Annotated in this window: 11 protein-coding genes; 7 read left to right on the top strand and 4 right to left on the bottom strand. The window is 69.5% G+C overall.

Annotated features, from left to right (window positions below):
- Window positions 1–93: 93 nt before the first annotated feature.
- From RM590_RS35055 to RM590_RS35045, 3 genes are all read right to left on the bottom strand, one after another.
- Window positions 94–3,756, bottom strand: a complete 3,663-nt coding sequence (locus RM590_RS35055) for an RHS repeat domain-containing protein (RefSeq protein ID WP_311708866.1) — start codon at window positions 3,754–3,756, stop codon at window positions 94–96.
- Between the two features lie 492 nt (window positions 3,757–4,248).
- Window positions 4,249–4,590 carry a hypothetical protein gene (locus RM590_RS35050; RefSeq protein WP_311708865.1) on the bottom strand — a complete coding sequence of 114 codons (342 nt, stop codon included), beginning with the start codon at window positions 4,588–4,590 and terminating at the stop codon, window positions 4,249–4,251.
- A 242-nt stretch (window positions 4,591–4,832) separates the two neighbouring features.
- Complete coding sequence (locus RM590_RS35045; RefSeq protein WP_311708864.1) at window positions 4,833–5,180, bottom strand: hypothetical protein; 348 nt, start codon at window positions 5,178–5,180, stop codon at window positions 4,833–4,835.
- Between the two features lie 109 nt (window positions 5,181–5,289).
- Between RM590_RS35045 and RM590_RS35040 the strand changes: the two genes are divergently transcribed.
- The 7 genes from RM590_RS35040 to RM590_RS35010 all read left to right on the top strand — a co-directional run bounded on the left by RM590_RS35040 (window position 5,290) and on the right by RM590_RS35010 (window position 10,789).
- Complete coding sequence (locus RM590_RS35040) at window positions 5,290–5,595, top strand: helix-turn-helix domain-containing protein (RefSeq protein ID WP_311708863.1); 306 nt, start codon at window positions 5,290–5,292, stop codon at window positions 5,593–5,595.
- Entirely contained in the window at window positions 5,579–7,687 is a 2,109-nt protein-coding gene (gene tap, locus RM590_RS35035; RefSeq protein WP_311708862.1) for a telomere-associated protein Tap, read from the top strand. The genes RM590_RS35040 and tap overlap by 17 nt, the downstream gene beginning before the upstream one ends.
- Complete coding sequence (gene tpg / locus RM590_RS35030) at window positions 7,688–8,242, top strand: telomere-protecting terminal protein Tpg (protein ID WP_311708861.1); 555 nt, start codon at window positions 7,688–7,690, stop codon at window positions 8,240–8,242.
- Window positions 8,239–8,706: a hypothetical protein gene (locus tag RM590_RS35025; RefSeq protein WP_311708860.1), complete on the top strand. Its 468-nt coding sequence runs from the start codon at window positions 8,239–8,241 to the stop codon at window positions 8,704–8,706. The genes tpg and RM590_RS35025 overlap by 4 nt, the downstream gene beginning before the upstream one ends.
- A 144-nt stretch (window positions 8,707–8,850) precedes the next feature.
- A complete protein-coding gene (locus RM590_RS35020) occupies window positions 8,851–9,603 on the top strand; it encodes a hypothetical protein (RefSeq protein WP_311708859.1) in 753 nt (250 codons plus the stop codon).
- A 276-nt stretch (window positions 9,604–9,879) separates the two neighbouring features.
- Window positions 9,880–10,161, top strand: a complete 282-nt coding sequence (locus RM590_RS35015; RefSeq protein WP_311708858.1) for a hypothetical protein — start codon at window positions 9,880–9,882, stop codon at window positions 10,159–10,161.
- 247 nt (window positions 10,162–10,408) lie between these two features.
- Window positions 10,409–10,789, top strand: a complete 381-nt coding sequence (locus RM590_RS35010) for a hypothetical protein (protein WP_311708857.1) — start codon at window positions 10,409–10,411, stop codon at window positions 10,787–10,789.
- A gap of 11 nt (window positions 10,790–10,800) precedes the next feature.
- On the opposite strand, the gene RM590_RS35005 is transcribed toward RM590_RS35010, so the two are convergent.
- On the bottom strand, window positions 10,801–13,272 hold the full coding sequence (locus tag RM590_RS35005) for a DEAD/DEAH box helicase (protein WP_311708867.1): 2,472 nt from the start codon (window positions 13,270–13,272) through the stop codon (window positions 10,801–10,803).
- Between the last annotated feature and the right edge of the window lie 601 nt (window positions 13,273–13,873).

Raw genomic sequence — 13,873 nt, 5'->3', positions numbered from 1 at the left:
CAACCGCCGCCCCGTCCCGCCATCGATCCCCCACCAGACATGGATCAACAACCCCGCCAAGCGACACCAAATCGAACAACAGAGTTCATAGCATCACATTCGTTTCATTTGACTTGACAGGCACCGCTGCGGGCTGCCGGGGTCGGGGTAGTCGTAGGTGCGTTCGGTGTCCTGCTCGTGCAGGGTTTCGGTGAGGCGGTTGCCGACCGCGTCGTAGGTGTAGGAGTGCCAGTACGGGGCCGGGCCGCCCATCGACTCCGTTGAGGGGGTGGCGGCGCAGGCCGACGTCGATTGGGCCCATGCCTCGGTCAGGCGGCGCAGGTAGTCGTAACGGAAGCACTGGACATCCGTGCCGGTCGCGGAGGTGTCCGCGATGGAGAGAACGTTGCCGGCCTGGTCGTAGGTGTAGTTCTCCCGGCGGTCGAAGGGGCCTTCCCAGCGCTGGACGGCGGTGGCGGCCAGGCGCTGGGTGCCCCACTCGTATTCGTAGGTCGCCCTGACGACGGGGTTGCTGTTGTCGTAGATGTCGTGGGCGGCGTACTTGCCGGTGGGGTGGTAGGCGGTCAGGACCTTGGGACCGCTGGAGACAGAGAGTTCGGTGGGGCGGAGGGTAGCGTCTTCATAGGTGAAGACCGCATTGGCGCCGGGCTGTCCGCCGGCCGCGGGGAGGGACACTGACTGAGGCAAGCCCGACGCGTAGTACTGGGTTTTGTATTCGTAGGTGCCCGCCAGCCCTTGCTCTGTCCCGGGGATGGTGATGCGGGTGGTGAGGGGGCGGTAGAGCCGGTCGTAGGAGGTGACCTCGGTGGTGTAGGCCTCGCCGCCGTGGTAGCGGATGGACTTGGCCAGATGGCCGCGAGCTCCCGTGACCGTGTCGTACACCCACTCGGCGCGCAGTGTCCCTTGGGCGTTTCCTTCGCGTAGTTCGGTCTGACGCCCCAGTCCGTCGTAGGTGTAGGCGAGCGTGATGTCGCGCGCGTTGGTGCGGGTGGTGAGCTGGCCGCGGTCGTCGAAGGTGCTGGTGGTGCGGCCGGCGTCGGGGTCGGTGGTGGCGGTGGTCCGGCCGAGCTGGTCGTAGGTGTAGGTCCACTGGTTGCCCGCCGGGTCGGTGACTGCGGCGAGCTGGCCGGCGGGGGTGTGCTCGTAGCGGGTCGCGTCGTAATCGGCGCCGCCGGAGGGTTCGTGGTGCTGGCGGAGTTCGGTTACCTGGCCGCGTGCGTCCGCGAGCGTGGTGGTGGCGGTGGCGCCCTGGGGTGGGATGACCGTGACGCGGTCGCCTCGGTAGCTGGTTGTGGTGGTGGCCAGGACCCGGCCCCCGTCGCCGTCGCCCGCTATCTGCCGTGCTTCGGTCTCCCGCCCGAGCGCGTCGTAGGAGTGCCGGGTCTGCGACTCGATGCGCTGGGGTTCATTCGGCTGGAACAGCTCCTGTGTGGGCGCGCCCAAGGCGTAGTAGGGGGCGAAGGTCCTGGCCAGCAGGCCGCGTTCGTCGTAGAACGCGTCGGCCACCAGGCGGCCGCCATCGGGCCCCGGTTCTTGCGTCTGCCTCTCGCGGAGGAAGCCGTCGTAGACGGTGTAGGAGGCGAGCTGGTTGTTGCCGGTGTTGTCCAGGGTGCGGGTGCTGACGACGACCGGTTCGTTTTCCTCGATGCGGTAGGTGAACTGGTAGCTGGGCAGCATGCTGGTGCGCCGGTCGGCGAGCCAGATCTTTTCGGAGCGGCCGAGGGCGTCGTAGGACAGCACCGTCACCTTGCTGTTGGTGTCCGTGATGCGCGTGGGCACGCCGCGTACGGGGTCGAGCGCCGTGATCTCGGTCAGGCTTGTGCTGGGCGTGTCCGGATCGGCGGGCGGGGTGGTGGAGGTGGTCTGGGTGGGGATGCCGGTGGCTGGGCTGTAGGCGGTGGTGGTGGTGCGGCCGTCGGTGCGGGGGGTGCGGGTGAGGGCGGGGCCGGTGGCGGTGAGGTTGGCGGTGAGGTCGGTGGTGGTGAGCTGCCGGCCGTAGGTGTCGTAGGTGGCGCCGGATTCGAGGTAGGTGGCGGTGGTGCCGTCGTGGTCTTTGAGGATGGCGGTGGCGGTGACGTCGCCGTCTGTCGGCGCGTCGCCGTAGTCGCCGCCGTCGTATGCCCAGCGCTGATCGGTGATGACGTCGTCTGCGCGGTCGGGGTTGGTGGTGCAGGCGACGGCGACGGTCTCGGCGCGGGAGGGCAGGGTGAGGATGTTGTCGCCGGTGTTGGTGGCGTAGGTGGTGCGGGTGCAGCGGTCGTCGGCGGCCGTGGCGGTGTCCGCCAGGTCGTTGACCTCGGTGGCGCGTCCCGCGACGGTGTCGTGGGTGGTGTCGATGCGGGTGGTGCGCCACCGTTCTCCGGCTCCCTGGTCGAGTGAGGTCCAGGTGGTGGTGCGGGCGGTGCCGGTGAGGTCGGCGGTGATGGTGCCCCAGTCGCGGACGTCGCTGGCGGTCTCGTGGTGCCAGGGGCGGGAGACGGTCTTCTCCAGGACGTTGCCGCCGACGCCGTCGTAGGTGACGGTGCGGTAGGCGAAGCCCTGGGTGGCGGGGTGGTCGGTGATCGGGTCGCCCTCGCCTGCGGGGAGCGCGACGGACACGTCTTTGGTGCCGCCGTTTTCGCCCTGGCGGTCGCCGTGCATGCCGCGCAGGAAGTAGGTGTCCTCCTGGGAGAGCATGCCGGTGTCGCCCTCGCCGCCGGACAGCACGCGGACGTGTCCGTAGCCGCGCCACTGCGACCAGGTCTTCTCCTCTTCGGGGACCAGGCCGTTGTCGTCGTCGAAGTGCCAGGCCGCGTCCCCCAGGTACTCGTACTCGGTGACCTGGTCGGGGGAGCCGCCGGTGCGGTCGGTGGCGATCACGCCGGTGACGACGTACTTGTTGAACCATTCCAGGTCCGGGGCGATGTCGACGCCGCCGCCGATGTACTGGGGGAAGCAGCGGGTGGTGTTGCTCTCCGGGGTGGGCAGGTTCGCCGGGTCACATGCTTCCCCGGAGTACTGGACGTCGATCTGGCCGCCGTACTCGTCGGCGACGGTGGCGAGGCGTTCCTTGTTGAACGGGGCGTAGCCGTCGCCGAGTTCGTCACCACCGTCGGCCGTGGTCTCCACCGTCACGCCCTGCGCCTCCAGACCGAGGGTCACCTCGGCCAGCTCAGGACTGGCCGCCGCCTCCGGCGTGTGGACGACGAGCAGTTGGGTGAAGCCGTCCACCTGCGCTTCCATCCGCAGGTCCACGTCCGGGAGCACGTCCTGATAGACGGCGACGGCGCCCTCCAGCGCCGGAGCGGGCAGCGCACCGGGCCAGTGGAACTCCAGCACCCGGCCGGCCCGCGTCAGGCTCGCCATGGGCGCATCCCCGCCACCACCGGAGAACGCCAGATCCACACTCGCCGCGACAGGCGCGACCATCCCGTCCCCCCGCGCGACCAGGTCGGTGTTCACCTCCTCCCACTGACCGTTGATACGGGTGCGAACGGGCCGCAGATACTCCACCGCCTCGAACGTGCCCTCCGGAGTGGCGAACACCTCCGACGTCTCCCCGCGCAACGACAGAACCTCCACCGGCTCCCCGGTGCGCTCCGCCTCCGCCAGCGCCTCGGCCTCGGACGCTGCCTCACCAGCCGCCGGCGCGGGTTCCTCGGCAACGGCCGCGGCACGCTCACTGCCCGAAGCCAACGGCTGAGCCGTGCCCAGCAGCCCGGCCGTCAGCGCGACGCCCAGCCCCCACGACACGCCATGACGCAGCCGTGTCCGCATGCCCCACCCTCCCCGATCCCCACTGCATCACTTGTCGTGCGCAGAACCAAAGAGAATGCAAAGATCGCCTACACATTTGTCCATCGGTGTAAACAGGGGTAAAGGATGGGCAAGTCGCGCCATCGGGAAAGACCTTGACGCCGCTCGTTCGGCGAGGAGCTGGAGGTGAGCGGCTCTGGGCGCTTCACTTGCACACCCGGTCCGCGGTGGCGACCCGTCAGGATGCCGGGGGGTGACGGTGACGCCACGTCACCAGTCAAGAGCCCCCACGGGGGTATCCGCACGCGGCCGACGCCAAACGCAGAGCCCCGGACGGGCGAGGCGCTCACCTGGTCACATGGCGGGCCGACCGCAGCTCCGGCAGTCGTCCGGCCGTTTCTCCAAAGGGGCGTCCTGTCCGGTTCTGCGGCCTTCCGCGACATCATGAGCGCCCGGACAGTTGGCCGCTGACGAATCACACCTCCCGCGGGAAACGGCGCGGAGGATGCGTGGTCAGGGCCACGAGTTGAAGACGATATGGCCGAGGGAGGGCGTGATCGGGAGCCAGCCCTCGACGAGCCCGCGTTCCCAGGCGGGCAGCGCCGAGAGGCCGGCGTCCGTTGCGGGCATGGTGAGGAACGGGAGTGCCGGCACGGTGAATCCGGCACGGGTGAAGTGGCCAGCCCAGTCAGGTGGCTGAACGAACGCGGGGCGCTGCCCGACATCCGGGGCGGTGGCCGCGAAAGCCACCCACGGGAGCGTGGTGTGACACAGCACGGTGCAGACGTCCGTATAGGCCGCCATGCGGGCGGTGTGGTACTTCGCGAAGCGCTCGGGCGGCGAAATGCCCGGCAAACGCAATCCGTTGTCGCGCGCGGCGGTGTGACATGCCCTCCGGAACCCGCGTACGTCAATGCTCGGCGGGCCGGCCTCGTCCCGGTGCCGGAAACCGGTGGCGAACCGGGGGAGTGGCACGCCGGCAGCCGGGGTGAGTTCTTCGACGGCTGCCTCCCCCGGTTCTCCGGGATGAGGCGCTGAGCTGCCGGGACGGACCCGAACTCGTCCCCGGTCAGGGCAATTCAAGGAACCCCTGTCACTCACTCGTGCTCCTTCTCCGGTGGCCTAACGAGGGAGGCGCGAATCCCCGCTTCGGGACCCAGGGCGAGGTTCAGCGCTGCGAGTGCGTCGCGGGTGGCGCGAGCGCACCGGAGTGCCTCCCGCAACTGCTCCTCGTCGAACTGTGCCAGGGGCGGAACGCCGGCCGTCTCTTGCGTCAGTTCGGCCAGGAGGGCAGATGCCTTCCGCCGGAGCTTCTCGACGTCGTGTTGCTGCCGGGAGCGGTAGGCCTGGGTCCGGCAGGCCGCGCTGCAGTAACGCCGGGGCCGCCCCCGGTCCTTGCGCGGCAGTTCCTTTCCGCAAGTGCCGCACTGCGGGATCTCCGGCATCGCCCTCCTTCCCTGTGCTCGGAGCAATTCTGTCACGTCAAATCCTCCGTAACGAAACTCGGTGAGCTCATGCTATGCTGATCGAGCATCAGCTAGGCGGGGTGAGCGTATGTCGAGCACGGAGCACGATCTGAGAGTCACGGTCGCGGCGCTGATGTACGCCACGGGCGAGACCCAGGCCGACCTCGGACGCGGTATCGGCCTGGGGCAGACCCAGGTCTCCCGCCGTCAGGCAGGGGCCACTTCCTGGTCCCTGGCGGACCTCGATCGCCTTGCCGCCCACTACGGCATCCCGGTCCCCGACCTCCTGGCCGGCGTCGACAACGCGGTGCGTAAGCTGCCCGCCCGCCGCCGTACGGCCGCCCTCGGCGGTACCCAGACCGTCCTCGCGGAAGGAGATGGCGGCAGTGAGTGAGTTGTTCGACGCGGTCGACGCGCTGCTCGCACAGCCCCGCGACCTGCCCGCACCGGGCGAGCGGGAACGGCTGCGCACGGCCGCGCACTTGTCCCGTCCTGAGGTCGCCCGCACCCTGGGCGTCACGCCGGACACCGTGACGGGCTGGGAGAAGGGCCGCAGCGAGCCGCAAGGAGAGCTCCGCGCCGCCTACGCACGTCTCCTCGCAGGCCTCGCCCAGCGCTACCCCGCCCCCGCATCGATGCAGGCCGGCGCACCGGAGCCGCGCGGCCGTGAGAGTTCGCCGCAGGCCTCCACCGCCCCGCCCGCGGCCGCCGACGACGTCGCCGCGCAGCAGCCCGCCCCGGCAACGGCATTCTCCGCCAGACGGTCCTCGGCCTCGCGCCGTCCGGCCCGGCCTCAAGCCGTGCAGGACCTGGTGGCGGAGTGGCCCGCCCCGCCCGCGCCGGCGACGGGCTTCCCGGCCGGCCCGCTGGCCGTGGTCGACGGCACCGGCGGCGCCCACCTGGCCGACGGCCGCGTCGTGGACTGCCCGGCCGCCACGCTCGCGCAACTGGTGGAGTGGGCGCTCGCCGCGGGCCTGGGGCAGGAACGCCTGCACCGCAACGGCCGGGACGCCGACCCGCTGGTCGTCATCACCGCCGCGGCCGCCGAACGCTTCGGGCTGCCCGGCCGCCTGGCGGACCGGCGGGTCCTGCGCCTGCCGGAAGACCACTCGGTGGTCCACGACCTGGTGGCGGCTGGGTGGCGGCTCACCCGCCGCGGGTTCGGGCCATGGGCGCGTGTCTACCGGCCCGTGGAGGCTACGGGTTCCCGGCAGTGCGTGCAGTTCGCCATAGTGCCCTGGGGCGCCCTGGACAACCGCTCCTGGCCAGGCGCGGAGGGCTGGGACGCCCTCACCCTCGCGCGGGTCCTGAGCACCTACGCCGCCCGCGTTCTCACGCCCCGCGGCTCCACGGCCGTCAACGGCCTGGAGCTGATGACCAGCCTGCGGCCGCCCACCAAGCCGGTGCGCGACAACGCCGGCGGCTGGACCTCCGGCCCGGTCCCCGGCTCCCTCACCACGCCCGTGGACCCCGCACCGCCCGAGGCCCCGCCCGAACACCCCGTCGCCCAGGACCGGCCCGAGGACCAGGTGCTGGACGAAGAGGCCTACGAGTGGGTGCGGCCGCTGGACCTCCTCGGGGACGACGAGTGCGCGCTGCCCTGGGCGGTGGGCCTGGACGTCAACATGGCGTTCGCCGCGGCCGCCAACCGACTGACAGTCGGACTCGGGGAGCCATTGCACACCGACGGCCCGCAGTTCGACAAGAAGATCCCGGGCTGCTGGTACGTCGACCTCTCCCACGTGGAGATCGCCCCGCGCCTGCCCAGCCCGTTCACCCCGCACGGCAGGCGCCCGACGGGCCCGGCCTGGTACGCCACCCCCACCGTCGCCTACGCCGCCGAACTCGGCTACGACGTGCGACCGCTGGAGGCGTGGCTGCGCCCGGAGGCCGGCCCGTACCTGGACCCGTGGTACGAGCGGCTGCGCGACGCCTACCTCGCCACCATGGCCGACCTCGGCGTCACCAAGCAGCTGACCGAGCGGGAGTTCCTGGACGCGATGGCCGGCCACAAGCACACCGACCCCGGAATGGCAGCGGTGCTCGCGGCGATCAAGGCCACGGTGAAGGGCGGCATCGGCAAGCTCCGCGAACGCCCCCAGGGCGCCCGCTACCGCCCCGGTGACCGCTGGCCCGCGCTGGAGCGCCCGACCTGGCGCCCGGACATCCGAGCCGCCGTCATCAGCGCGGCCCGCATCAACGCCCACCGCAAGATGATGCGCATGGCCGCCGCCGGGCACTACCCGATCGCGGTGCTGTCCGACTGCGTCGTCTACCCCAGCCCCGGACCGTCCCCACTGGACCTCCTCCCGTGCGACGCGACGACCGGGAAGCCCATGTCCGGGATTTTCCGGCTCGGCGTCAGCCCCGGAATGGTCAAATTGGAAGGTGCCCGCGAATTCTGGTGGGCCGCCGACCTGATGGAACAGGGCGCGAATCCCGCCCGCCACATCAAGGACGACCCGAACACAGAGGGGGACGAATAGATGGGGGCCATCGGCGACAGCATCGAAGCCGCACTGCAAGGCGCGCAGACCCGCCCCCTGCCGAAATCAGCGGCCGCACGGGTGCGCGTCATCCTGCGCGCGGAGAAGGGCTCCACGCGGGCGGTCGCGGACCGCCTGGGCTGCTCCCAGCGCCAGGTCGAGCGCTACCTGTCCGGGCAGGCCCACCGCCCCACCCCGCGCCTGGCCGCCGCCATCGAACGCGAAGCCCGCCGCTCCTGGCAGCCCGGCATCCGGCAGCGTGTCATCCGCCAGGCCGCCCGGGCCGGCATCACCATCGAGACCCGCGCCCGCTTCGGGTTCACCGCGGCCGCCGGATCCACCGACGACCCCCGCATGCGACGCATCACCGAGCAACTCGACCCGGCCGACGCCGCCCAGCTGCTCGCCGCCCACGCCGCTGGCGCCGACGAAGCCCAACTTCAGGCCCTCCTCGGACAAGGGCTGGGCTACTCCTACTTCCGCGCCCAGGACACCCGCGCCCACGGCCTGGACGTCGCCATCACGGACATCGACTACCTGGACGTGGAGCTGTGAGTGCCACCCCGGTCCCGGTCGAGGCGTTCCTCGACGAACTCGCCGCCACCCACCGCTGCTCCGGCGCCGCACATGCCACCGCCGTCGACACGGCACCAGCCGGTCCCTGGGCGGCGCTGGCACCGGCCGCCCGCGCCCACGTCCTGCTGCGGCTGGCCCGGCACACACATGCCCTACCCGTGCCAGCCCCGTACGCGGAGCCCTACGACGACCCCACCAACTACGCCAGCGCCCTGACCACCGTCGCCTGCCCCGCCACGGGGGACGGCCACACAGTTCGCCGGCGTCGGCGCCACGGACATGGCCACCGAAAAGGACGAGGAGGCCAGGGCCTCGCGCTCACCGTCGCGGCCATGCTGCATCGACGCCTGCCTGACCTGCCCCGACCCCAGCGCCCCGCCCCGCCCCGCCCCGCCCGCCCGGTACGCTCCGCCACACGGCCGCGCTGGCTGCACGCCGCATAGGCGATCTGGGCCGGGTTTCCTCGGTTGGGGTCTTCGCGGTGGACCAGTTCTCAACGGGCCCTCGCGTCCGAAGCCTCCGAACCATCGCCAGCCGCTCATAGCCGACCACTGATACCGCACGGTCTCCCGGGGGAAAGACGCGATATGGATGTCCTGGCGCTGGTGACAGCAGTAGTGGCGCTCGCCGGCGCCGCGGTGACGGCCGTCCTGGGCTACTGGGCCCAACGGCGGTTGCGCACATTGGATCAGCGCAACCTCATGGAGGCATACGGGGCCGCGCTGGCATGGGCCGCCTACGACCTGCAGAGCAGACTGTTCAACATCCTGCGGGGCCATGCCATTGAGCAGACTCCCGGAAAGGGCCACGGATTCCTGACCGGCTTCCTGACAGAGGGCACTGCGGAGGACGGGGAGTACGCGCGGCGCAGCACAGTTTTCCTGCTCGCCGAGTACCTCGGCTGGGTGGAGATTCTGCGCCGGGACGTCCAATTCCTTGACCTGGGCCGATCACGCACCAACCAGCAGGTCATGGGAAAGATCTCGGAGATCGGTTCCATTCTCAACCGTACGCCCTCGGGCGGACCCGAGCCGCTGCGTGTTTTTCGTACCCAACAGCGTGCGATCGGTGAACTGATGGTTCATCCGGAGGGGGAGCCCGGCCGGAGGCGGTGCCTGGGATACGCGGAGTTCTGCGCGAAGCTCGACACGGACGACAACTTTCGCCGCTGGTTCCGGCAGCTCCTCGCGGATATCGACAGCCTGGCCGAGCACCCAGGCCCTTCACTCCCTCGACTCGAAGAGATCCAACATCGGTTGATCGGCCTCATCGATCTGCTTGACCCCAAGTCCGAGCAGTTCCCGCAGTCCCGGCGGCCGTTTGGTCAGCACGCAGGATGAAGTGTTTGCGACAGGTTTGCTGGGGACCAGGTCGGCAAGCTGGTTCGGCTCCACTTGATCGACAACTTGATTGGGCCCCACCTGGCCACCTGAGGAGGACGCGCCCTCGTCCGAGTGAATGAGGTGGCCCGTCTGCCCGATCCCGACAGGGTATGTCCGCTTCCGAACCTCACACCACATCCCAAGCGCGGCGTACTGGCCGTATGGCCAGACGGTGGGCTGCCCGGACTTCGGTGAAGCTGTTTGCGGACCTCGCCAGAGCGGGTAGACCGGGGCATGCAGATCCATTGGGTAGGCTTCGCGACTCCCAACACCATAACCCCCGACGCTTACCGGGAGTTCTGCTGGGGCGCCGACCTCCCTGAAACACCCACCGGATACAGACTCCTCTTCGGCTGCGACGCTGACTGGCAACCGATCACCGCGGTGCTCTCAGATGTCGAGCACGTGCGGCTTCTGAAGCTGCTTGCCGGCGTCGAAGTCCCTGCCGACAAGGTGGTTGTCACGATTCCCGACTGGCCGAATTTGCGCTCGACCGCTTCTAGCGTCTGGAGCTGAGAGCGAGAAGGAATACCGAGTCGATGTCTGAATGCGCCCACCGATCGGCCTCTTTGGCACCCAAGTCGGGCCCGGCTGGGCTCCGTGTTGTTGTCCTCGGCCCTCAACTGCAGGAAAAGGGGCGCTGAATTTGAATGCCGATACTGTGATCGCCATATGCGCCACGGTCATTGCGTGCGCGTCACTCGCTGTTTCCGTTCAGCAGGCGAGGGCGACTCGTGAGCATAACCGGAGATCGGTCCTGCCTGTGCTGGAATTCGTCAATGTGAGGAATTCGGGCGGCCGCGCTGGAATTCTCATCAGGAATAGCGGCCTAGGTCCCGCATTCGTCGCCCGATCGAAGGTATGGATAGATGGTATTCATGCGGGGCACTTGGGGCGGGAAGCAGTGGATAGAATCCGCGCCGAGACTCGGGCAAATATGGGTTCGTTAGAGACGAATTACGGTGGCACTTGGGTTCTCCCTCCCGGTGACTCCCGATTCCTGCTGTCGGTTGAGGATTCGGTAGATGCAAGGGAGGCTTTCTGGAGCTTTATTCTCAATCGGTTTGCGATGGAATTTACTTATGACTCCATTTATGGCGGCGAAGGATATCGGCTCCGCTATCGCGAGATTACCCCCGATTGAATGGGCTCCTGCTATAGCCCGATCTGGTCGAGTGCGGCCTGCTGTTCGGGGGTGAGTTTGTCGCGGCGGGAGCGCATGTTGGACCGCCACACACCGAGCTTCACGGCCACAGCCTGCTGCTCCTGGTCCTGCAGCTCCTGGCCGTCGCCGTCGGCGCTGTCCTCGATGACGAGGTGTTCGATGTGGGTGCGGGGGATGGTGAGGTGGCCTTCGCGGTTGAGGTATTGGCGGGCGGCGGCCAGGCCGCGCTCGAACGAGGCGTTGCGGCCTGTAGCGGGTTTCCTGGCGGCGGGTACGGGCACGGCGCCCGTGTTCTCCGTGGCGGCCTGTGTGGGGGCTGCTGAGGGCGTGGGTAGCGGGGTGACGCCCAGGCCGTTCAGGAGTTCGCGCTGTCCGGCTGTGAGGCGCTTCCAGCCCTGCCTCTGCCGTCGCAGCCACATCCCGACATCGACACCGGCCACCGTCACGCCGGGCAGGATCTCCTCGAGGCTGGCGCTGCCGTTGATGCACTGCTGGACGCCGGCGAAGTTCCGCTGCCACTCGATCGGCCAGTCCGGGTTCCAGTACGGGTCGATCGCCGCCAGCTGCTCCCCGCGCTTCCAGGCGCGCTCCGGGTCCTTGCCCAGCCCGCCGGGCCTGCGGAGGTTGGCCAGCATCATGCCCACCGGCCGGTCCAGGATCGTCGCCGACCGCGGCGCCGCCAGCGTCCCGTACTCCTGGAAGTAGGCGCTCAGCACGTCGAGGGTTTCCTCCCAGGCCAGCTCCCGTTCGTCCCACACCATGCCGAGGCGTTCGAGCCGGCGGGCGCGCTGGCCGGTCATCGCCCCGGCGTTGAACGTCTTGCGCTGGTCGGCCGTCCACTGCCCCAGCGGGTAGGCGCCTTCCCGGTGGGAGAAGGGGACACGGGCGTGACCGGTACGCTGGTGGAAGCGGCGCAGGGCGGCGAACCCCCGCTCCCAGTCCTGCCGTTCGGTGTCGATGACGTTGTAGGAGATCCACTCGGCGACCTGGGCCGGGTCGCGGGGCGCGGAGAATCGCAGCAGGAGACGGCTCTCCTCCTCCCCGTCGGCCGGCGGCGAACCGATCTCCGTGGTCAGCGACTCCGAGTTGGTGTTCGTCTGCGGAATGGCCAGAAGCTCAACGGCCTGTTCGTCGTGCGCACGCAGCCCCTGGAGCACCTTGATGAGAGGCTTGTACGAGGCCGAGGTGAACATATCCTTCGGCTGCTCATCCGGCGCCAGAAACACCGGCACGATCAGGGAAGCCAGCTTTCCCTCGCCCGGCTTCTGCCGCAACGCCCGCCCGATCGCCTGCACGATATCCACGGGCGAACCCTTCGGGTCCAGGAAAGCAACCGAATCCACCGCCCGGATATCGACGCCCTCCCCGAGAACCTTGCAATTACAGAGAATGGCCAGTCCCGCCCGGGTGCCGAATTCCCCCAGGACCTCGCGGCGGTGGCCGGAGTCGTGCTCGCCCTTCAGCCACCCGGCCCACACGCGCGCCGGGTACCGCTGGGGCTGGTCGGCATGGAGCTTCTCCGCCACCGCCGGCAGTCCGGCCGCGAACGCCTGCGCCTCGATGGTGCGGTGGTGGAAGGTGATCATCGTCTTCAGGTCGTGCTCACGGGCGGTCTTGAGCATCGCCGCCTGCAGCGCGCCCAGGCGCAGGCCGCGGATCTCCTCCTCGCGCCGCTCGGGGCCGTACAGGCGGCCGGGCGGCAGCTGCGGGTCGGCCAGTTCGACCACGATGACCTGATACCGCGCCAGGAGCTTCCTGGAGACCGCCGCCGCGAGCGACATGCGGTAGACGACGGGCCCGAAGATGGACTCGTCGTCCATGCTCGCCGCCATCTCCTCGGGCAGCGGGTCACGCAGGCCCTCCAGAACCTCCCGGGCCGGGCGCTCCTGCCAGATCCGCGGCGTCGCGGTCAGGTACAGCCGCCGCAGCGCCGGCAGCAAGGTGTTGTCGTGGACATCCGCCCAGGCCTTCCCCAGGCTTCCGCTCGTGCGGTGCGCCTCGTCCACCACCACCAGGTCGAACGGCGCCATCGGCAGGCCGTAGGAGCCCTCGAACGCCGCCGTGAGCACCGGCAGCGAGGAGTAGGTGGCGTACACGGTCACAGCGCCGGAGCCGTGCCACAACGCCAGCTGCGGCGCGCTCGTCGTGCTGCGCACCTTCGCCCGCCACAGCACCGGATCGTCCTGGAGCGAGCACACCGCCACCGCCGGCCCCGCATGCCCGGCCGCCTGCCACGCCAACACCGTCTGCGTCAGCAGATCCAGCGTGGGCACAAGAACCAGCACGCGGCCATTCCGCGCCACCCGCCGTGCCGTATCAGCGGCCACCAACGTCTTTCCCGACCCGCACGGCATTACCACCGTGGCCCGCAATCCACCGGTCGGGATACGCTTTCCCGGCGGAATGTCCAGAGCGCGCGCCGCCGCCTCAGTCGCCTCAATCTGATGGTCCCGGCGCTTCATCGGCTCCGCCATCCCCGTTCCTCCTGACAGGAATTCAAACAAACGAAGAAGGCGGAGGTTGCCCGCCGCGCGATCAGGGCCGTTCCTAGTCCCCGTAGCTACACAGATGCATCACACCCGATGTGGTGCGCTGAAGGGAACAATGATGCACGCCACCCTACCGCATCGGCAGCCACGTCGGGTGTACTATCCGGAGCATGGTCGGGATCGGCACAGGCCATCCGGGCAGCCCGGCAGGTAAGCTGACGAAGCGTCGGCCGACGCCCGGCCGCCCGATTCCAGGTGTGTGGGGGTGCTGCTCCTGGTCCTCGGCGGTCGGGGGCCGGCCTCTCCGGTTCTGGCTCAACGGGGGCAACTGGCCTGGGATTCCTGTATCTACACAGTCTGCATCGCGCGTGATGCGCCACCCCCTCCTTCCCAGGTGCGGTCTTTTCCGCCGGAGCGGAGCGGAGGCGGGGAATTCGCGCGGAGCGCGAATTCCATCGCTTTTTAGAAATGCCCGCGAAGCGGGTATTTCATTTTCCGGCGCAACGCGCCGGATTTCCCCCGGGCGCGAAGCGCCCGGGGGTCGGCAAGGCGCGCAGCGCGCTTGTACCCGCTC

Source organism: Streptomyces litchfieldiae, assembly GCF_031845365.1.
Classification (GTDB): Bacteria; Actinomycetota; Actinomycetes; order Streptomycetales; family Streptomycetaceae; genus Streptomyces; species Streptomyces litchfieldiae.
Note: the sequence above shows the minus strand (reverse complement) of the source record. Positions and strands in the feature narration are given on the sequence as shown.